Annotated in this window: 15 protein-coding genes and 1 riboswitch; of the genes, 3 read left to right on the top strand and 12 right to left on the bottom strand. The window is 65.0% G+C overall.

Annotated elements, in window-relative coordinates:
* Positions 1 to 163: 163 nt before the first annotated feature.
* The 11 genes from WDB66_RS06915 to WDB66_RS06865 form a co-directional block, all read right to left on the bottom strand.
* Positions 164 to 1,339: a thiolase family protein gene (locus WDB66_RS06915; RefSeq protein WP_339397811.1), complete on the bottom strand. Its 1,176-nt coding sequence runs from the start codon at positions 1,337 to 1,339 to the stop codon at positions 164 to 166.
* 429 nt (positions 1,340 to 1,768) lie between these two features.
* On the bottom strand, positions 1,769 to 5,386 hold the full coding sequence (mfd, locus tag WDB66_RS06910; RefSeq protein WP_339397810.1) for a transcription-repair coupling factor: 3,618 nt from the start codon (positions 5,384 to 5,386) through the stop codon (positions 1,769 to 1,771).
* 224 nt (positions 5,387 to 5,610) lie between these two features.
* Positions 5,611 to 5,901 carry a type II toxin-antitoxin system RelE/ParE family toxin gene (locus WDB66_RS06905; RefSeq protein WP_339397809.1) on the bottom strand — a complete coding sequence of 97 codons (291 nt, stop codon included), beginning with the start codon at positions 5,899 to 5,901 and terminating at the stop codon, positions 5,611 to 5,613.
* Positions 5,898 to 6,170 (bottom strand): CopG family ribbon-helix-helix protein, encoded by a 273-nt coding sequence (locus WDB66_RS06900; protein ID WP_339397808.1) that lies wholly within the window; start codon positions 6,168 to 6,170, stop codon positions 5,898 to 5,900. The genes WDB66_RS06905 and WDB66_RS06900 overlap by 4 nt, the downstream gene beginning before the upstream one ends.
* A 158-nt stretch (positions 6,171 to 6,328) precedes the next feature.
* Positions 6,329 to 9,229 (bottom strand): aminomethyl-transferring glycine dehydrogenase, encoded by a 2,901-nt coding sequence (gcvP, locus tag WDB66_RS06895; RefSeq protein ID WP_489670833.1) that lies wholly within the window; start codon positions 9,227 to 9,229, stop codon positions 6,329 to 6,331.
* A 54-nt stretch (positions 9,230 to 9,283) separates the two neighbouring features.
* A riboswitch (glycine riboswitch) is annotated at positions 9,284 to 9,382 on the bottom strand.
* A 319-nt stretch (positions 9,383 to 9,701) separates the two neighbouring features.
* Positions 9,702 to 11,189, bottom strand: a complete 1,488-nt coding sequence (locus WDB66_RS06890; protein ID WP_339397806.1) for a catalase — start codon at positions 11,187 to 11,189, stop codon at positions 9,702 to 9,704.
* Between the two features lie 179 nt (positions 11,190 to 11,368).
* Positions 11,369 to 11,689: a lipid-A-disaccharide synthase N-terminal domain-containing protein gene (locus WDB66_RS06885; RefSeq protein WP_339397805.1), complete on the bottom strand. Its 321-nt coding sequence runs from the start codon at positions 11,687 to 11,689 to the stop codon at positions 11,369 to 11,371.
* Positions 11,686 to 12,432 (bottom strand): glycosyltransferase family 2 protein, encoded by a 747-nt coding sequence (locus WDB66_RS06880; protein WP_339397804.1) that lies wholly within the window; start codon positions 12,430 to 12,432, stop codon positions 11,686 to 11,688. The genes WDB66_RS06885 and WDB66_RS06880 overlap by 4 nt, the downstream gene beginning before the upstream one ends.
* Before the next feature lie 22 nt (positions 12,433 to 12,454).
* Complete coding sequence (locus tag WDB66_RS06875) at positions 12,455 to 13,627, bottom strand: nucleotide sugar dehydrogenase (RefSeq protein WP_339397803.1); 1,173 nt, start codon at positions 13,625 to 13,627, stop codon at positions 12,455 to 12,457.
* Positions 13,624 to 14,619, bottom strand: a complete 996-nt coding sequence (locus WDB66_RS06870; protein WP_339397802.1) for an NAD-dependent epimerase/dehydratase family protein — start codon at positions 14,617 to 14,619, stop codon at positions 13,624 to 13,626. The genes WDB66_RS06875 and WDB66_RS06870 overlap by 4 nt, the downstream gene beginning before the upstream one ends.
* A 3-nt stretch (positions 14,620 to 14,622) precedes the next feature.
* A complete protein-coding gene (locus tag WDB66_RS06865) occupies positions 14,623 to 16,344 on the bottom strand; it encodes an ArnT family glycosyltransferase (protein WP_487932436.1) in 1,722 nt (573 codons plus the stop codon).
* Positions 16,345 to 16,494: 150 nt separating this feature from the next.
* Here WDB66_RS06865 and WDB66_RS06860 point away from each other — a divergent pair, with 150 nt between their 5' ends.
* From WDB66_RS06860 to WDB66_RS06850, 3 genes are read left to right on the top strand one after another with little or no spacing between them, the layout of a single operon-like run.
* On the top strand, positions 16,495 to 17,187 hold the full coding sequence (locus WDB66_RS06860; RefSeq protein WP_339397800.1) for a response regulator transcription factor: 693 nt from the start codon (positions 16,495 to 16,497) through the stop codon (positions 17,185 to 17,187).
* On the top strand, positions 17,184 to 18,473 hold the full coding sequence (locus tag WDB66_RS06855; protein WP_339397799.1) for a sensor histidine kinase: 1,290 nt from the start codon (positions 17,184 to 17,186) through the stop codon (positions 18,471 to 18,473). The genes WDB66_RS06860 and WDB66_RS06855 overlap by 4 nt, the downstream gene beginning before the upstream one ends.
* Positions 18,473 to 19,963, top strand: coding sequence for an ArnT family glycosyltransferase (locus WDB66_RS06850; RefSeq protein WP_339397798.1), 1,491 nt, complete (start codon positions 18,473 to 18,475; stop codon positions 19,961 to 19,963). Before WDB66_RS06855 ends, WDB66_RS06850 begins: the two co-directional genes overlap by 1 nt.
* Here WDB66_RS06850 and trhO read toward each other — a convergent pair whose 3' ends face one another.
* On the bottom strand, positions 19,964 to 20,884 hold the full coding sequence (trhO, locus tag WDB66_RS06845; protein WP_339397797.1) for an oxygen-dependent tRNA uridine(34) hydroxylase TrhO: 921 nt from the start codon (positions 20,882 to 20,884) through the stop codon (positions 19,964 to 19,966). It lies immediately after the preceding gene.
* Between the last annotated feature and the right edge of the window lie 5 nt (positions 20,885 to 20,889).

Below are 20,889 nucleotides of genomic sequence, written 5' to 3'. Positions count from 1 at the left end.
TGCGAATCCCGGCAATGCGACTTCCGGCACCGTGCCATGTTGGGGTTCGCAAGCTCACCCCAACCTATCGTGCCGGGAGCGAAAGCAGTTGAGGTGAACTCGCAGCGGAATCTGCATTGCACGGATTCCGCTGTTTCAAGATGACCGGATCAGGATCGCCGGATCAGACCAGTTCGATCGCCAGCGCGGTGGCTTCGCCGCCGCCGATGCACAGTGCCGCGACGCCACGCTTGCCGCCGCTGCGGATCAGGGCGTGCAGCAGGGTCACGACGATGCGGGTGCCGCTGGCACCGATCGGGTGGCCCAGGGCGCAGGCGCCGCCGTGGATATTGAGCTTGTCGTGCGGGATGCCCAGATCCTTGATCGGGGCCATCGCGACGCAGGCGAAGGCTTCGTTGACTTCGAACAGATCGACGTCCTCGACCTTCCAGCCGGCCTTGTCCAGCACATTGCGGATCGCGGCGACCGGCGCGGTGGTGAACCAGGCCGGTTCCTGCGCGTGGCCGGCGTGCGCGACGACGCGCGCCAGCGGCGTGATGCCGCGCGCCTTGGCATCGTCGGCCGAAAGCAGCACCACGGCGGCGGCGCCGTCGGAAATGCTGGAGGAGCTGGCGGCGGTGACGGTGCCGTCCTTGTTGAAGGCCGGACGCAGGGTCGGGATCTTCTCGATGTTGCAGCGGCCCGGCTGTTCGTCGGTGCTGTGCACCACGTCGCCCTTGCGGCCGGACACGGTGACCGGCGCGATCTCGTCGGCGAAGGCGTTGGACTCAAGCGCAGCCAGCGCGCGGCGCACGCTCTCGGCGGCGAAGGCGTCCTGGTCTTCACGGCTGAAGTTGTACTTCTCCGCCGTGGCGTCGGCGAAGATGCCCATCGACTTGCCGTCATAGGCGTTGGTCAGGCCGTCGAAGGCCATATGGTCGAGCATCTCGGCATTGCCGTAACGCAGGCCGGTGCGCGAGCCGTTGAGCAGGTGCGGGGCGTTGGTCATGGATTCCATGCCGCCGGCCACGACGACCTTGACCGAACCGGCGCGGATCAGGTCGCTTCCCAGCATGATGGCCTTCATGCCGGAACCGCAGACCTTGTTGATCGTGGTGCAGGTGGTGGCGGTGGGCAGGCCGGCGGCGAGCGCGGCCTGACGGGCGGGCGCCTGACCCAGGCCGGCGGGCAGCACGCAGCCGATGATGGCTTCGTCCACCTGGTCGGCGTCGATGCCGGCGTGTTCGAGCGCGGCCTTGATCGCGGTGGCGCCGAGCGTGGGCGTTGGCACGCCGGTGAACTGGCCGAGGAAGGATCCGATGGCGGTGCGCTTGGCACCTGCGATGACGACGTCAGTCATGATGGAACTCCGGAAGCGGTGACGATGGACCAGGGCCTGCGGCCTCAGGCGGGCGGCGCCGGAAGGCAAGGGCAGTGTTCCGGATGGACCTTCTGCGCTGATTTGCGCAATGCAGCATGGCTGCGAAGGGTGCCGGGGAAGGCTGTTCCTGTGCATTCCAGCTTCGATCCGGACATCGGTTTGTTCGGGTGCCGACATCCGCGTTGCAGCCGGGCCATGCGACCCGGTCCGCCTATTCTGGCAGAAGTTGCACGGCCGGGGTGGAAGCGGCGCGGATCCGTGCCATGCGCAGGCGTATGCGCTGCACCATCAGGCATGCGGATTTGTGCTGCACTGCGCAATCAGAGTGGGAGAAGCTGGTGCCGGCGCGTCTGCGGATATCGGCACCGGCACCGCAGTGATCGCGAATGTTGCCAATCGGGTGAAAACTCAGACCTTGCCACCCAGCGCGATCAGCACATCGCGTGCGGTCGCAAGGCGCTCGGCCGCGCCGGGCAGTTCGTATCTGAAACGCAGCTTGTCCGGGCCATCCATCGCGAACACGCGCGGCTGGCTCTGGATCAGGCCGATCACCGTCATCGGATCGACCTTGGGCTGCGGCACGAACTGCACCCGGCCGCCGCGTTCGCCGACTTCCAGCTTGCGGATGCCCAGCGCGGTCGCGGCCAGTTTCAGTTCGGCCACGGCGTAGAGATTCTTGACCTGATCGGGAAGTAGTCCGAAGCGGTCAATCATTTCCACCTGCAACTCACGCAGTGCATCGCGGCTGGTGGCCGAGGCGATGCGTTTGTACAGCGTCAGGCGGGTGTGGACATCGGGCAGGTAGTCGTCCGGGATCAGCGCCGGGATATGCAATTCAACCTCGGCACCGTGGCGGTCGGTGTCGTCCAGATCCGGAATCTTGCCTTGGCGGATCGAGCGCACCGCGCGTTCCAGCAGCTCGGTGTAGAGCGAAAAACCGACTTCCGCGATCTGGCCGGACTGGCCTTCGCCCAGTAGCTCACCGGCGCCGCGGATTTCCAGATCGTGTGTGGCCAGGGTGAAACCGGCGCCCAGTTCGTCGAGCGAGGCGATGGCTTCCAGACGCTTGCGCGCGTCACCGGTCATGGCCTTGTCCGGCGGCACGATCAGATAGGCCCAGGCGCGGTGGTGCGAGCGCCCGACGCGGCCGCGCAACTGGTGCAGCTGGGCCAGGCCGAAGCGGTCGGCGCGGTCGATGACGATGGTGTTGGCGTTCGGGATGTCGATGCCCGATTCGATGATCGTGGTGCAGACCAGTACGTTGAAACGCTGGCGGTGGAAATCCAGCATCACCTGTTCCAGCTCACGCTCGGGCATCTGGCCGTGCGCGACGCGGATGCGCGCCTCGGGCACCAGTTCGCCCAGTTCGCGCGCGACGCGCTCGATGTCGCTGACCTCGTTGTGCAGGAAATACACCTGCCCGCCGCGCGCCAGTTCGCGCTGGAAGGCTTCGCGCATCTGCGCTGCATCCCACTGCGTGACCACGGTCTGCACCGCGAGCCGGTTCGGCGGCGGGGTGGCGATGATGGACAGGTCGCGCAGCCCGCTCATCGCCATGTTCAGCGTGCGCGGGATCGGCGTGGCGGTCAGCGTCAGCAGGTGCACTTCGGCGCGCATCGCCTTCAGCCGTTCCTTCTGGCGTACGCCGAAACGCTGTTCCTCATCGACGATGACCAGGCCCAGATCCTTGAATTTCACGTCCGGTTGCAGCAGCCGGTGGGTGCCGACGATGACGTCGATCTGGCCCTCGGCCAGCTTGTCCAGTTCGGCCTTGATTTCCTTGGCGGTCTTGAAGCGCGACAGCACTTCCACCCGCAGCGGCCAGTCGGCGAAGCGGTCGCGGAAGTTGCGGTAATGCTGTTCGGCCAGCAGCGTGGTCGGCACCAGCACCGCGACCTGTTTGCCGGCGATGGCGGCGACGAAGGCGGCACGCAGCGCGACTTCGGTCTTGCCGAAACCCACGTCGCCGCAGACCACGCGGTCCATCGGCTGGGCCGAATCCAGATCGGCGATCACCGCTTCGATGGCATTGAGCTGGTCTGGGGTTTCCTCGAACGGGAACTGCGCGGCGAACGGTGTGTACATCGAGCGGTCCACTTCCAGCGCGATGCCGGCGCGGGCCTGGCGGCGGGCCTGGATTTCCAGCAGCTCGGCGGCCACGTCGCGGACCTTTTCGGCGGCCTTTTTCTTCGCCTTTTCCCACTGCTCGCCACCGAGCGAATGCAGTGGCGCCAGCTCCGGCGAGGCGCCGGCATAGCGGCTGACCAGATGCAACTGCGCCACCGGCACGTAGAGCTTGTCGCCCTTGGCGTATTCGATGCAGAGGAACTCGGCGCGCTGTTCGCCGACATCCAGGGTTTCCAGCCCGGCGTAGCGGCCGACGCCGTGGTCTTCGTGCACGATCGGCGAACCGATCGAGATTTCCGAAAGATCGCGCAGGATGGTGTCCGGATCGCGTCCGGCGCGGGTGCGGCGGCGTGGGCCGGCGGCGCGTTCGGGGTAGAACTGGCGTTCGGTCAGCACGCACAGGGCGGGCTGTTCCAGCGCGAAACCGTCATCCAGCGCGGCGACGGTGATGGCGAAGCGGGGCGTGCTCCTTTCGTTATCTGAGGCAGCATTTCCCTCTCCGCCGTCTGCGGGGGAGAGGCCCAGGGAGAGGGGGCGAGCGATGGAGTCGCGAGGGTTTTCTGCTGAGGTGTCCGCAACAACCCCCCTCACCCGAGCCCTCTCCCCCGCAGACGGGGGAGAGGGGGCCAGAAACGCATTCCAATCCGCCACCGTTTCCGGTTTCAGATCATGCGGGGCAAGCGCGTCGAGCAGGGCTTCGCGCCGGCCCGGCGAATCGGCTGCGATCAGTACCCGGCCGGGGTAGTTGTCGAGGAATCCGCGCAGCGCCGCGGCGCTGGTTTCGCCCTTCTGCACCAGCGGCAGCGCTGGTGCGGGCATATCGCCCAGCGCATGGGCCTGCTGCCAGCGGTTGTGCTCCTTGCCCAGCACCTCGATGCGGCGGCGCAGGTTCAGCGCCTCGCGCAGCGATTCGGGCGGCAGGAACAGTTCTTCCGGCGGCAGTACCGGGCGTTCGACATCGTGGCGGCGCTGTTCGTAGCGCTCGCCGGTCTCTGTCCAGAAATGTTCGGCGGCTTCCAACGCGCCTTCGCCCAGCACGCACAGCGCGTCCTGGCCCAGATAATCGAACAGGGTTGCGGTCTGCTCGAAGAACAACGGCAGGTAGTATTCGATGCCGGCCGGCGCGCCGCCCTGTTTCATGTCCTGGTACAGCGGACAGCGGCGCGGATCGATCGGGAAGCGTTCGCGCAGCACGCTGCGGAAGCGGAGCCCGGCGTCTTCATCCAGCGGAAATTCGCGCGCCGGCAGCAGTCGTACCGAATCGACCTTGTGCAGCGAGCGCTGGGTTTCCGGATCGAAGGTACGGATCGAATCCACGTCCTCGTCGAACAGCTCGATCCGGTACGGCTCCGGGCTGCCCATCGGGTAGATGTCCAGCAGCGCGCCGCGCACCGCGAAATCGCCTGGATCCAGCACCTGTGGCACGTTGCGGTAGCCAGCGGCTTCCAGCCGGCGCTTTTCCTCTTCCAGTGACAGCCGCTGACCCTGTTCCACCACCAGCGCCTGGCCGGCGATGAAGCCGGGTGGTGCCAGCCGCTGCATCAGCGTGGAGACCGGCACCACCAGCACGCCGTGGCGCACGCCCGGCAGCCGGTACAGCGTGGCCACGCGGCGCGACACGATGTCCGGCTGCGGGCCGAACAGGTCGTAGGGCAGGGTTTCCCAATCCGGGAACGGCAGCACCGGCAGCTCCGGTGCGAACACCGCCAGTTCGGCCTCCAGCAGGTGTGCGCTATGGCTGTCGCGGGTGACCGCGATCAGTACGCCGGACTGCGCCTGCGCGACACGCGCCAGCATCAGCGACAACGCACTGCTGCTGGCTGGCGCACGCCAGTCGGCACGTTTCTGGGTGCCGTGCGGCAACGGCAGCGGCGGGAAAAGAGGCTGGGAAGTGTTCAACGTGCTCTGGGCGCGGAGGAAACCGGCAATTGTAGCGTGGCGTGCCTGTTGACTGGGCCAGTCGGCGCTTGCGGGACGTCGGTGGCGTTCGTGATGGGCGATGACGGCGCAGTGTCTGGGAAAACAGGTATGCACCCGTTGCCGGTCACGGGTTGAAGCAGCAGCGTGGTCGCTGCCGGGGCAAGAATCACTGCTTCTTCGGCTTCGAGGTCATGCACGCATGGTCAGGCGCCACGCCCACGGTCTTCATATCCATGCCAGATGCGAAGGATGAAAATGGTTTCTGCGTGGAGTGCGTAACGGACAACATAACGCCCGACGATCAGATCCCGGAGCGTATCGGGATCGGGTGCCTCTGCAACACCAACGCCCATTTCAGGAAACTCTTCGAGACAGGTGATGCGCTTGACCAGATCCTTGGCGATGCGGGAGGCAGCCTGCGGATTGTGTTCGGAGATGAAGTCCCGCAGGCGTACCAGGTCTGCAAGAGCCTCCGACGAGTACAGCAGGTTCACTCCGGAACCTTGGGGGCCGGCAATTCATTGCTGCTGCCCCATGACTCCAGCCACTCATGAACCACATCGCCTTGAACGACATTGCCCTGGGCAACCGACTCAAGTGCTGCAAGCGTCTGCTTCCAGCGTTCCGCAGTTTCCGTTTCACGCGCAATGAACTCTCGCAGCGCCTGATTTATAAGCCAGTTTCTGCTGCGGTGAAGCCGCTCTGAAATGGCGCCAAGACGTTCTTCGATGTCTGGCTGGATGCGAACCGATGTGACAGCCATGGATGTATCCCCGAACAAGTCCGACGCAATGTACTACAACGCGTCACAAGGTGGCCTGTCAGTCCTTGGGATTGTGCTTGAAACAGCTGTTTTTCACTGACATGCCGTTCACCGCATGCGGCCAGGGAAGGCGTTCCCGCCTTCCCTGGCCGTGCCGATCAGCCTTCGTCTTCGTCCTTGTAGGCATCCACCGGGATGCAGGCGCAGAAGACGTTCTTGTCGCCGTAGACGTTGTCCACGCGGCCCACCGGCGGCCAGTATTTCTGCTGGCGCAGGCTGGACAGCGGGAATACGGCGGCCTCGCGGCTGTAGGCGTGCGGCCATTGTTCGGCGGCGATGGCGGCGGCGGTGTGCGGGGCGTGCTTGAGCGGGTTGTCTTCGCGATCCATGTGGCCTTCCTCGATCGCGCGGATCTCGTCGCGGATCTGGATCATCGCGTCGATGAAGCGGTCCAGTTCGTGCAGCGATTCGGATTCGGTCGGTTCCACCATCAGCGTGCCGGCCACCGGGAAGCTCAGCGTCGGAGCATGGAAGCCGAAGTCGATCAGGCGCTTGGCCACGTCTTCGGCGCTGATGCCGGTGGCCTTTTCCAGCGGGCGCAGGTCCAGGATGCATTCGTGCGCGACCAGATCATTGCGGCCGGTGTACAGGGTCGGATAGTGCGGCTCCAGGCGCTTGGCCAGGTAGTTGGCGTTGAGCATCGCGATCTGGGTGGCGCGGCGCAGGCCGTCCACGCCCATCATCGCGATGTACATCCAGCTGATCGGCAGGATGCTGGCGCTGCCGTGCGCGGCGGCGCTGACCATGCCGTTGCTGCCGTCCGAATCCTTGTGGCCGCGCGGCAGGAAGGGCGCCAGATGCGATTTGACCGCACACGGGCCGACACCGGGGCCGCCGCCGCCATGCGGGATGCAGAAGGTCTTGTGCAGGTTCAGATGCGACACGTCCGAGCCCCACTTGCCGGGCTTGGCGACGCCGACCAGCGCATTCATGTTGGCGCCGTCGGTATACACCTGGCCGCCGTGCTGGTGGACGATCTCGCAGATTTCGACCACGTCTTCTTCGAACACGCCGTGCGTGGACGGGTAGGTCATCATGATCGCGGCCAGATTTTCCGAATGCTTTTCGGCCTGGGCGCGGATGTCGGCGACATCGACGTTGCCGTTGGCATCGCACTTGGTGACCACGACCTTCATGCCGGCCATCTGGGCCGAGGCCGGGTTGGTGCCGTGCGCCGATTCCGGGATCAGGCAGATGTTGCGATGGCCTTCGCCGCGCGAGGCGTGGTACGCGCGGATCGCCAGCAGGCCGGCGTATTCGCCCTGCGCGCCGGAGTTGGGCTGGAAGCTGACCGCGTCGTAGCCGGTGATGTCCACCAGCATGGCTTCCAGCGAATCGATCAGTTCCTTGTAACCCTGCACCTGGTCGGCCGGGGCCAGCGGGTGGATGTTGGCGAACTCCGGCCAGGTGATCGGGATCATCTCGGCGGTGGCATTGAGTTTCATCGTGCACGAACCCAGCGGGATCATGGTGCGATCCATCGCCAGATCCTTGTCCGCCAGCGCGCGCAGGTAGCGCAGCATCTCGTGTTCGCTGTGGTGGGTGTTGAACACCGGATGGGTCAGGAATTCGCTGCTGCGTTCCAGTTCGGCCGGAATCAGCGAGGGTGCGCTGGCGTCCAGTTCGTCGATCGAGGGCAGGGTGGCGTTGTCGTCGGCGAAGATGCGCCACAGCAGCTCGATATCGGCGCGGGTGGTGGTTTCATCCAGCGAAATGCAGATGTATTCGTCCCAGGCCTTGCGCAGGTTGGCGCCCATCGATACCGCGCGCGCCAGCAGCGCATCGGTGCGCTCGCCGGTCTTCAGGCTGATGGTGTCGAACGCGGAGCCTTCGTGGTGTGGGTTGTCGAAACCTAGCTGCTTCAGGCCGGCTTTCAGGATGGCGGTCTGGCGCGCAACCCGGCGCGCGATGCGCTTGAGACCATCGGGGCCGTGGTAGACCGCGTACATCGCCGCCATCACCGCCAGCAGCACCTGCGCGGTGCAGATGTTGGAGGTGGCCTTCTCGCGGCGGATGTGCTGCTCGCGGGTTTGCAGCGTCAGACGATAGGCCGGATCGCCGTGCACATCGACCGAGACGCCGATCAGGCGGCCCGGCATCGAGCGCTTGAAGCTGTCGCGGCAGGCCATGAAGCCGGCGTGCGGGCCGCCGAAGCCGAACGGCACGCCGAAACGCTGCGAACTGCCGACCACGATGTCCGCGCCCATTTCGCCGGGCGACTTGAGCAGGGTCAGGGCCAGCAGATCGGTGACGAACACGTACAGCGCATTGTGCGAATGGATGGTGTCGGCACACTGGCCCCAGTCGAACAGCCAGCCGCTGGAGGCCGGGTACTGCACCAGTACGCCGAAATAGTCGCCCTTGGCCAGCGCGGCATCGAACTCCTGTTCGGAGTTGGCCACTTCAATCGTCAGGCCGAGCGGCGCGGCGCGGGTGTGCAGCACTTCCAGCGTCTGCGGGTGGGTGTCGCCGGAGACCAGGAATGTATTGGATTTGGACTTGGCCGAGCGCTTGGCCAGGGTCATCGCTTCGGCCGCGGCGGTGGCCTCGTCCAGCAGCGAGGCATTGGCGATGTCCATGCCGGTCAGATCGGCGCACATCTGCTGGAAGTTGATCAGCGCCTCCATCCGGCCCTGCGAGATTTCCGCCTGGTACGGGGTGTAGGCGGTATACCAGGCCGGGTTTTCCAGGATGTTGCGCAGGATGACGTTCGGCGTGTGGGTGCCGTAATAGCCCTGACCGATGAAGCTGCGGAACACCTTGTTCTTCGAGGCGATGGCGCGGATCTTAGCCAGCGCGTCGACTTCGGTGAGGCTGCCGGGCAGTTCCAGCGTGCCGGTATGCGCGATGCTGGCCGGCACGATGGCCTGGGTCAGCGCGTCCAGCGATTCGTGGCCGAGCACGCCCAGCATCTGCGTGACTTCGGCCTCGTTGGGGCCGATGTGGCGGGAAACGAAGGCGTCGTGGTGTTCGAGATCGTGCAGCGATTCGTGGCTCATGGCAGGCATCCGGACTGGGAAGAAAGGGTGACCGTGGCGTGCCGTGCGGCACGTCCTGGCCCCTCTGTCCTTTTGCCTGAGAGTTTCAAGGCCGTTGCCTGGCCTCTTGCCCCTTCGGCGCCGGATGGTTCCGGTCTCTCCAGAGTTGTACGCACGCGATGGTTCGGGGCCTGAGCGATTACGGGCGTTGCGCCTTCGGCAGCGGGGCGGGCCCGCTTCTCCCATCGGGTGGAATCATCCGGCCATGATACGCGATGGCGCGGCGTGCGGGTGGCCGTGCAGCTGAACCGGCTGCGGCCGGTGACCCTGCCTGACAGCGCGAGGAAGTGGTGGCTGCGCACGCTTGGGCCTGGTCCGGAAAAGGAAACGGGCCCGCAAGGCAGGCCCGTTCCGTTTCACTTCTTGCAAGGTTCTTTCCCGCTGGTGGCGGGAAAGGGCGCCGGGCTTGTTCCTGCCCGGGGCTGTCGGGTGACTATTCGCCCGCGAACGCGCCCAGCTTGCGCAATGCGGCTTCGACACCTGCGCCGTAGGCAGGATCGGCCTTGGTGCAGTTCTCCACGTGGCGGCGCTTGATGAAGTCCGGCGCATCGCCCATCGCGCGGGCGGTGTTGTCGAACAGCAGTTGCTGCTTGTCTGGCGTCATCAACCGGAACAGGTCGCCGGGCTGCTTGTAGTAGTCGGCGTCGTCCTCGCGGAAGTCGAACCAGTCGGCGACATTGCCGATCTTCAGCGGCGGCTCGCGGAACTGCGGCTGCTCCTGCCACTGGTTGAAACTGTTGGGCTCGTAATGGGGCAGGCTGCCGTAGTTGCCGTCCACGCGGCCGATGCCGTCGCGGTGGTTGCTGTTGACCGGGCAGCGTGCCTTGTTGACCGGGATCTGCTGGTAGTTGGTGCCCAGCCGGTAGCGCTGCGCATCGGCGTAGTTGAACAGGCGCGCCTGCAGCATCCTGTCGGGCGAGGCGCTGATGCCCGGCACCAGGTTGCTTGGCGCGAACGCGCTCTGCTCGACGTCGGCGAAGAAGTTCTCCGGATTGCGGTTGAGCTCGAACTCACCCACCTCGATCAGCGGATAGTCGCCCTTCGGCCACACCTTGGTCAGGTCGAACGGATGATAGGGCACCTTGTCGGCGTCCTCTTCCGGCATGACCTGGATGTACATGGTCCACTTCGGGAATTCGCCGCGCTCGATCGCCTCGTACAGGTCGCGCTGGTGGGTCTCGCGGTCGTTGCCGATCAGTTCGGCGGCCTCGGCGTCGCTGAGGTTGCGGATGCCCTGCTGGGTACGGAAGTGGAACTTGACCCAGAACCGCTCGCCGGCCGCGTTCCAGAAGCTGTAGGTATGCGAGCCGAAGCCGTGCATGTGGCGGTAGCTGGCGGGGATGCCGCGGTCGCTCATCACGATCGTGACCTGGTGCAGGGCCTCGGGCAGCAGGGTCCACCAGTCCCAGTTGTTGGTGGCCGAGCGCAGGTTGGTGCGCGGATCGCGCTTGACGACCTTGTTGAGGTCGGGGAACTTGCGCGGGTCGCGGATGAAGAACACGGGGGTGTTGTTGCCCACCATGTCCCAGTTGCCTTCCTCGGTGTAGAACTTCAGCGCGAAGCCGCGGATGTCGCGCTCGGCGTCGGCCGCGCCGCGCTCGCCGGCGACGGTGGTGAAGCGGGCGAACATCTCGGTCTTCTTGCCGACCGATTCGAAGATCTTCGCGCGGGTGTATCTGGTGATGTCGTGGGTGACGGTGAAGGTACCGAAGGCGCCCGAACCCTTGGCGTGCATGCGCCGCTCCGGGATCACCTCGCGCACGAAGTTGCCGAGCTTCTCATGCAGCCAGACGTCCTGGGCCAGCAGCGGGCCGCGCGGGCCGGCGGTAAGGCTGTTCTGGTTGTCCGGCACGGGCGCGCCGAAATCGGTGGTCAGGTGGGTGACCGGGCACTTCTTTTCGTTGTCGCTGGGCTTGCTCATGGCGGGCTTCCTGAGTGGAGAGGGTGCCCAGCGTAAGCGATCCATGACATCAATGAGAAATTGATGGTTTGGCTTGAATCAATAGCTTTTTACTATCGTTCAAATTGGCCACCATTCCTTACCATTTGTTTGTCGTGTGATGTGGTGTGTCGCTGCGCGACTTGCTGGCGAGAACGCATTTACGGAGCAGGCTGGCTCTTGTGCCCGTTTCGGATATCCAGAAACAGGCTGTATGCCGCCGTGAATGCCGGCAGCAGGTTTTGCAACACGCCCACCACGTCCTGTTTGGCGGATAACAGAAAATAGCTCAGTGCCATCAAGCTGCCGATCAGGCTCATGTACCAGAACAGGCGCGGAATCACCGGGCGGCCAGCGCGGTGCGAGGCGATCAGTTGCACCAGCCAACGCAGGCCGAACATCAGTGCGCCCGTCAGCCCGACCAGTTTCCACGGCGTGAGATGCAGCCCGGTCCAGCTCAACCAGAGAATTTCCTGATTCATCTTGTCCGCTCCGTCGGCTGGCGTGCGCTGATGTCGCTGGCCGAAGCGACATGGCTGCGCTGGATCAGCCATGCCACGCCCAGCAGGTCGCGTATTCCCACCAGGGCGCGGCCGAGGTTGGTGTATTTGGATTGCCCGGCCTCACGCGGGCGATGCGATACCGGCACGCTGACGGTTTTCCAGCCGGCGCGCTGCATCAGCGCGGGCAGGTAGCGGTGCATGTGATCGAAATACGGCAAATCGAGAAATGCCGCGCGTTCGAACAGTTTGATGCCGCAGCCGGTATCCGGCGTTGCATCGCGCAGGGCACGCGAGCGGATCGCATTGGCCCAGCGTGAAGCCCAGCGCTTGCTGGCGGTGTCCTGGCGATCCACGCGCCAGCCGGCGAACAGCCGGGTCGCCGCATCGGCTTTGGTGCGCGCATCCAGCAGACGCAGGATGTCGGCGGGATCGTTCTGTCCGTCGCCATCGAGCGTGGCGATCCACGGCGCGAGGGCATGTTTGACGCCGGTGCGGATCGCCGCACTCTGGCCGCAGCGTTGCCGATGGCTCAACGCGCGCAGTTCGGGCACTTGCGCCATCAGGGCGGCGAGTACATCGCGCGTGGCATCGTCGGAGTGATCGTCCACGCAGAGGATGTCGAACACGATGTGCCCGCGCAGATGCCGTACCACCTCGTGGATCAGCGGCGTGATGTTGTCCTGCTCATTGAAGACAGGGATGACGATGGACAGGGAGTTCATGGCATGTCTGCGCTCGGTGAAGTCAATGATCGGCGCCGAACAGGTCGCGGCTGTAGACCTTGTCGGCCACGTCAGCCAGTTCGGGACTGTGACGGTTGGCGAGGATCACATCGCTGCGCTGCTTGAAAGCCGCCAGATCCTCGATCACCTCGGAATTGAAGAAGTCAGGCCTGCGCAACAGCGGCTCGTGCACTATCACTTCCACGCCCTTGGCCTTGAGCCGCTTCATCACGCCCTGCACGCTGCTGGAACGGAAGTTGTCGCTGCCGGCCTTCATCACCAGCCGATGGATGCCGACCACGCGCGGTTTCCTGCGCAGGATGTCGTCGGCGATGAAATCCTTGCGCGTGGTGTTGGCCTCGACGATGGCGCGGATCAGGTTCTGCGGCACGTGGTGATAGTTGGCCAGCAATTGCCGGGTGTCCTTGGGCAGGCAATAGCCGCCGTAACCGAAGGACGGATTGTTGTAGTGATCGCCGATGCGCGGATCCTGGCAGACGCCTTCGATGATCTGGCGCGTATCCAGATCCTGGATCGCGGCGTAGGTGTCCAGTTCGTTGAAGAAGGCCACACGCATCGCGAGATAGGTGTTGGCGAACAGCTTGATCGCCTCGGCTTCGGTGTTGCCGGTCAGCAGCACCGGCGGGCCCGGGCGCGGGCTGTCAGCGCGCAACAGATCGGCCAGTTCCTGCCCGCGCTCGGAACGCTCGCCGACCACGATGCGCGAAGGATGCAGGCAATCGTGCAGCGCCGCGCCTTCACGCAGGAACTCGGGCGAGAACACCAGGTTCTGCGTGCCGAGCCGGGATTTGAGTGCCTCGGTGAAGCCGACCGGCACCGTCGACTTCAGCACGATCAGCGCATCCTGCGCACGCACCAGCGCCTCACGCGCGACCGCCTGCACCGAGTCGGTGTCGAAGCGGTGGGTGTCCGGGTCATAGTTGGTCGGCGTGGCGATGAATACATGGTCGGCACCGGCATAGGCTTCATGCACATCGGTGGTGGCGTGCAGATGCAGGTCGCCGTGCTGGAGATGGTGCTCGATGTCGGGATCGGCGATGGGCGAGGTCTTGCGGTTGATGGCGTCGATCTTCGCCGGGTCGATGTCGAGCAAGGTCACAGCGTGACGCTGCGCCAGCGCGATGGCGTTCGCCAGCCCCACGTAACCCGCACCCACGACGGTGATGCGCTTCATGCCACGGCTCTCGCGCAGGCGTGGCCGTAATGCTCGCGATGCCACATGACAAAATGCTGCAAACCCTGCGCCAGCGTGGTTTTCGGCGCGTAGCCCAGTTCCCGCGCGGCCAGTGAAATATCGGCGCGCGTGCTCAATACGTCACCGGGCTGCATCGGCAGCAGATTGCGGCTGGCCGCGCGGCCGAGCAGGCGTTCGAGGTGATCGACCAGATCGCCGAGCCGTTCGGGCCGGTCGTTGCCGAAGTTGTAGACGCGATGCGGCACGGCGTCTTCGGCGAAGGCCGGCGTGGCTTCGAGCAGGCGCACGATGCCATCCACGACATCGTCGACATAGGTGAAATCGCGTTCCATCTGCCCGCCGTTGTAGAGGTCGATGGCCTGGCCGCGCAGGATGGCGTCGGTGAATTTGAAATAGGCCATGTCGGGCCGACCCCACGGGCCGTACACGGTGAACAGGCGCAGCCCGGTCATCGGAATCCGGTAGAGATGCGAATAGGCGCGCGCCATCAGCTCGTTCGCCTTCTTGGTGGCAGCGTACAGCGATACCGGGTTGTCGGTGCGGTCCTCGACCGAGAATGGCTGCTTCACGTTCGCGCCATAGACCGAGGACGAAGAGGCGTAGACCAGATGCCGCACGCCCTGCGCCCGCGCGCCTTCGAGCACGCTGAGCATGCCGACGAGATTGCTGTCCGCGTAGGCGAACGGCGCGTCGAGCGAATACCGCACGCCGGCCTGTGCGCCCAGGTGCAGGATGGCGTCGAAGCGCTGCGTGGCGAACAGCGCGGCCATCGCATCGCGGTCGGCCAGATCGAGTTTCCGGAACGTGAATCCGGGCGTGCCTTGCAGCCGCGTCAGCCGGTCGTGCTTGAGTTGCACGTCGTAATAGGCGTTGAGGTTGTCGATGCCGGTCACACGGTGCCCGTGTGCGAGCAGGCGCTGCGCGCTGTGGAAGCCGATGAAGCCGGCGGCGCCGGTCAGGAGAATGTCCATGTGTTATTCGTTTTCCATGTCGGTGGCCCAATCGGCAGGCATCGCGCAGCCGCTGATCCACGCACTGCCTGGCACCAGCGCCCAGGCACGGCGATTGGAAGTGCCGATGTCGATGACCTGTGTTTCGTCGATGCATGGCCCGACGGCTTCCTTGCGCAGGAACAGCCAGCGCCGGTTCGGATCGGCCAGCAGCCAGTCGCGTGCCGGCGGCCATTGCTCGGCCCAGGGACGCTTGAAGCCGAAATCCACGGCCCGGCGGTCGGCTTGCAGCAGGTGTTGTTCGCGCCAGCCGAGCAGGGCCAGTTCGGCCTCCGGACCGATGCGCTTGCCCACGCGCCACATCAGCGCCTGTGCGGAACTGTCGGGGCTCAACGCCGGCATCAGGCCGATGCCGTAGACGATCCACAGCAGGGCCGTGACCACGACCAGCGCGAATCTTGGCTGCGCACGTGTTTTCCACCACGAGAACGCCATCGCGATGAGGGCAGCCAGGCCGAACGCGAGCAGCCACGCACCCAGCGTGTTCACGCTGGACACCTCCATGCCGCGCCTTTCGACCAGCGATTGCAGCCGCTCCGGTGCTGCCAATAGCAGCCCGATGCCCAACCCGCACGCCGCCAGCACCAATACGCCCAGGTACGCCCACACCACCGCGCGCACGCTGCGCCGTTGCAGCAGGCCCGGCAACAGCGGCGCGGCGGCCACGCACAGCGCTGGCAGCATCGGGAAGATGTAGACCTCGCGCTTGCCCGGCGTGGCACTGAAGAACGCCAGCACCAGCAACGCCCAGCCCAGCAGCAATACCTGACGCGGATCAACCCGACGCAAACGTCGCCACCACGCCGGCAGCAACCACGGCGCGAGCAGCACGCCCGGCAGCCACAGCGTCAGCATGGATTGCAGGTAGTACCAGAACGGCTGGACGTGGTGCCAGGCGGCGGCATAACGCGTGCCGGTCTGGCGCAGCAGCATCTCGCGGGCATAGGCGTGCAGCGCGGGATCGTCCGAGGCCAGCACCGTCGCCAGCATCGGGATCAGCCACACGCCCGCGCCGAGCAGGAAACCACCGATGCCGGCCAGTACATGCACGCCACGATGCGTGGGCAGTTCACGCGGTGATTTTTTCCGCAGCCACAGCCACGGCAAAAACACCAGCAGCGGCAGGAAACCCACGCCCTTGGTGACGGTGCCCAGCCCGGCGGCAAACGCACCGAGCGCCAGCAACCACGGGCTCGGTTTTTCCAGCAGATAGCGCAGCAACGCCCACAGCGACAGCGTGGTCAGGCCGACCAGCACCATGTCGATCTGCGCGCGCTTGGCCTGCAAGGCGAATTGCAGGCAGACGAACAGGCCGAACACCGCATACGGCACCGCCCAACGGCCCCACAGCCGGCGCGTCAGATCGCCCGCCAGCCACAGGGTCGCCAGCGCCGCCAGCAGCGAAGGCAGCAGAAAGGCCACGCGCCAGTTGCCGGTCAGCCGGTGACTGGCGGCCTGCATCCACATGAATACCGGCGGTTTTTCCGCATACAGCTCGCTGCCGCGATGCGGGAACAGCCATTGCCCGCTTTCCACCATCGTCTGCGCCGCCAGCGCGAAACGCGGCTCGTCCGCCGGCATCGGCTCGCGCAGGCCGATGCCGGCCGCCAGCGATAGCACCACCAGCGCGATCAGTACCGGCAGCCGCCAAGCGGACGCGGAACGCGGAAACGGGGAAGACATCAGGGCGGCACATCATCGTTGCGGCGATGGGACGGCATCTTCACCAGCGCGATGTCGGAGAAGCGTCGGAGTCCGCCGGCAGGCTTTCCCCGACGCTTTTCCGACGTTCACCCTGCCATGCTGTAGGCCATTCCTTTCCGCCGGGCTCCACCGATGCGCCTGCTGGTCATCGAAGACAACCACAGCCTCGTGGCCAATCTGTTCGATTATTTCGAGGCGCGCGGCCACACCCTGGATGCCGCGCCCGACGGCGTCACCGGCCTGCATCTGGCGCGCAACGAGGCCTATGACGCCATCGTGCTGGACTGGATGCTGCCGCGCATGGATGGCCCTGAAGTGCTGCGCCGGCTGCGTGAGGAACATGATTCATCGGTGCCGGTCATCATGCTGACCGCGCGCGACGACCTGCCCGACAAGATCGCCGGTTTCCGCGCCGGCGCGGACGATTACCTGACCAAGCCCTTCGCCCTGCCCGAACTGGAAGTGCGGCTGGAGGCGCTGATGGCGCGTGCGCATGGCCGCCAGCGCCGCCGCGTGCTGGAAGTGCACGATCTGCGATTCGACCTTTCCACCCTGGACGTCACGCGCTCGGGCCAGCCGCTGCATCTGTACCCGGCCTGCCGCAAGTTGCTGGAGGCCTTGATGCAGGCCAGCCCGGCGGCAGTCACGCGGCAGCAACTGGAATACGCCTTATGGGGCGAAGACCCGCCCGATGGCGACATGCTGCGCTCGCATATCTACGAATTGCGCCGCAGCGTGGATGGGCCGTTTGCGGTGAAATTGATCCAGACCTTGCCGCGCGTCGGCTACCGGCTCGCCATCGCGCAGGATGAGGTGAACCGATGAGAAGGCGTCGCAGTCTGCACGCGCAGATCATGCGTTGGCTGCGTGCGTACGCAGTCTTGCTGGCGGTGGTGATCTCGCTGTTTCTTGCCGATGAGGTTCTTGAAGAACGGATCTGGGGATTTTTTCTCGAACAGGAAATCACCCAGCATCTGGAACGCAAGGCCGCCGATCCCGACTATCGCTGGCAGGACACCGAATCGGTGCGGCTTTACAGCCTGCCCGGGCGTCCGCCACCGCCGGCGTTGTCGGCATTGCCATACGGGGTGCGCGACGATTTCTGGTTCGATGATCATGAAAACGTGGTGCTGGTGCAGCGGGTACAAGGCGTGGACTTCATTCTGGTGCGCGACATCACCGAGCTGAAGGCGCTCGAAGAAGGCCTGATTCTTTCCGTATTGGGGCTGGCGGTTGCCTTGTTGCTGGTCATGGGTGTGCTGGTGGCGAGGGGATTGCGGCGCTCGTTGCAGCCCTTGTCCGATCTGGCTGGCGACATCAGCGCCTTGTCACCGGATCAGGCCGAGCAGCGCGTTGTGGTGGAAGACCACGCCAGTTCGGAACTGCATGTCATTGCCAACGCACTCAATGATTATCTGTATCGGCAGGATGCCTTCGTCGAGCGCGAGCGGGTGTTCAACAACACCGCCAGCCATGAACTGCGCACGCCCATCGCGGTGATCGCCGGTGCCATCGAACTGGTACTGGAAAAGCCCGACCTGCCGCCGACCGCACGCGAACAGATGCGCCGCGCGCTGGATGCCGCGCGCAACGTTGAACAACTCATCGCGCTGCTGCTGACGCTGGCCAAAGATCCGGCGCGGCTGGCACGCAGCAACGACACGCTGCGGCTGCACGAACTGCTGCCGGACATCATCGACGCCCACCATCACCTGCTGCACGACAAGGCGCTGGAGATTGTCGTGGACGATCTGGCTCCGTGTGTGGTGGAAGCGCCTTTGCATCTGGTGCAGGCCGCTATTGGCAATCTGTTGCGCAATGCCATCGAAAACAGTGATCGCGGCAGGATTCTGGTGACGCTGGATGCTGATGCCACCGTCACCATCGAAGATCCTGGTCACGGCATGACGCCGGCAGAAATCAGCCGCATCTACAAGCAGATCGCGCGTGGCGGCCGGCGCGAGGGCGGCGGCATCGGGCTGGATCTGTTGGGTCGCCTGTGCGACCACCTTGGCTGGAGCCTGTCGATTTCCTCCAGACCGGGCCGAGGCACCTTGAGTCGCCTGCGGCTTTCCGACCACCGAACCGTCACCGCAGGAGACGGGCGATGATGGCAACTCGCCATCGGTTCCTTCTGATTGCGCTGGCATTGACCCTTGCCTTCGGTTTTCTCGGCACGCGCGGCATCTGGGACCCGGACGAAGGGCGTTACACCAATGTCGCGCTGACGATGCTCGACAGCGGCAATTGGATCGAACCGATGCGCAACGGGCACACCGGGCACTGGACCAAGCCGCCGCTCACCTATTGGTTGATCGCCGCCAGCGCCGCGACGTTCGGACATACGCCGTGGGCGGCGCGGCTGCCGGTGGCGCTGGCGTTTCTGGCCTGCATGTGGCTGATTTGGCGCATCACGCGGCATCTGGCGCGCGGCAGCGAGTCCTTGGCTGTGGTGGTGTACGCGACGATGCTGCTGCCCTTCAGCGCCGGGCATCTGGTCACCACCGACTTCGTGCTGGCGGCGTTTCAGGCGCTGGCGATGTACGGGTTTGTCCTGTTCCGGTTCGATCTTTCGCGCCCGCCGCAGCACGGTCTTGTGCTGATGTGGCTGGGGTTCGCGCTCGGCTTCATGACCAAGGGGCCGCCGGCATTGATGCCGTTGCTGGCGGTGGTATTGCTGCACTGGCTCGTGCCGCGCCCGACATCGTGTCATTGGCGCTGGCATCTGCTCGGGGTCGTGCTGTTTTTCGCCGTGGCGCTGCCGTGGTTTGCGCTGGTGTCGTTTCGCAATGATGGCCTGATCGATTATTTCCTCGGTGCGGAACTGGTGGATCGGGTTGCCAGCAACCGTTTCGAACGCAATGGCCAGTGGTATGGATGGATCGCGGTGTATCTGCCCACGATCCTGATCGGAACCATGCCGTGGACGGCCAGTCTGTGGCGCTGGCTGCGCACCTTGCCGGCGCTGTTTCGCACGCGCGTGGCCGCAGGTGATGGCGTGGACAAAGCTGCGGCGCTGTTGCTTGCGCTGTGGGTGCTGGTGCCGTTGCTGGTGTTTTGTCTGGCGCGCTCGCGTTTGCCGCTATATCTGCTGCCGCTTTTCGTGCCGATGGCCATTGCCGTGGCGATGACGCGGCAGGCGCAGGGTGTGGGCATGCCGCGCGGGCGCTGGTTGTTGCTGTGGGTGGTGTTACTGCTCGGCCTGCGTCTGGCGAGCGCGTATTTCCCCACGCACAAGGATGCGTCGGTGTGGGCCGATGCGATCCGCGAGCGTGCGCCGCATGTTTCCGAGGTGATCTTCGTCGAGGACATGGCGCGTTATGGGCTGCGCCTGCATCTGGGCGTGGAGGTTGAAAAAGTCTCCATCGCGCCGGGCACGCGCGCGCGTTTCAACCCTTCCGATGACGAGACGCTATGGGACGAGATCAAGGAAACCGGTGTGGAACACGGTCTGATTTACGTCGTCAAGCAAGAGCGCTGGGCGCACGTGCAGGGCACTGTCATGCAGCACGGCTATGTCACACGGCCCTTGGGCGAACCGTTCCAGGGCCGGATCATTTTCGAAGTCGAAACCGGTGACGGGATCGCCGACAGCGAGTGATTACATGTCCTCGGGGCGTGCGCCGACGTGGCGCTGGCCGCGCTTTTCCGCCAGCGTGACTTGCCGCTGGCGCTCGGCCAGACGTGCGCGTCGGGTTTCATCCAGGGTGTGGTGGCAGTGCGGGCAGGCGATGCCTTCTTCGTACAAGGAGGAAGCGCGTTCCTCCGGCCCGAGCGGATGTCGGCAAGAGCGGCACAGCGTATGTGGCCCTTGTGCCAGGCCGTGGCCGACCGAGACGCGCTCATCGAATACGAAACACTCGCCCTGCCAGCGATTTTCCTGCGCCGGCACGGCTTCCAGATATTTGAGGATGCCGCCCTTGAGGTGATACACCTCGTCAAAACCGTGATGGCGCATCAATGCGGTGGATTTCTCGCAGCGGATGCCGCCGGTGCAGAACATCGCGATCTTCTTGCCGCGCAGTTCCGGGTGTTGTTCAACCCAGGCGGGCAGTTCACTGAAACTGCGGGTGGCGGGATTCAAGGCGCCGGGGAAGCTGCCGATCGCCACTTCGTAATCATTGCGGGTGTCCACCAGCACCACGTCCGGATCATCCAGCAGCGCGTTCCAGTCCGCAGGTTCCACATAGGTGCCAGCTTGCGTGGAGGCATCGACTTCGGGAACGCCGAGCGTGACGATTTCGCGCTTCAGGCGCACTTTCATGCGGTGGAAGGGCTCGCGCCGGGCCGGGGATTCCTTGTGCTCCATCGCGGCCAGACGTGGATCGGCCCGCAGGAAATCCAGCACCGCGCGCACATCGTCCGGTGTGCCGGCGATGGTGCCGTTGACGCCTTCGGCGGCCAGAAGGATGGTGCCGGAAACCTTGTGCGCTTCGCACAGCGACAGCAGCGGGGCGCGCTTTTCGGCGAAGTCGGGCAGGGTGGCGAAGTGGTAGAACGCGGCGGCGATGGTGGTATTCATACGAC

The sequence above is a fragment of the Denitratimonas organivorans genome, from assembly GCF_037478135.1.
In the GTDB taxonomy this organism is placed as follows: domain Bacteria; phylum Pseudomonadota; class Gammaproteobacteria; order Xanthomonadales; family Xanthomonadaceae; genus Denitratimonas.
Note: the sequence above shows the minus strand (reverse complement) of the source record. Positions and strands in the feature narration are given on the sequence as shown.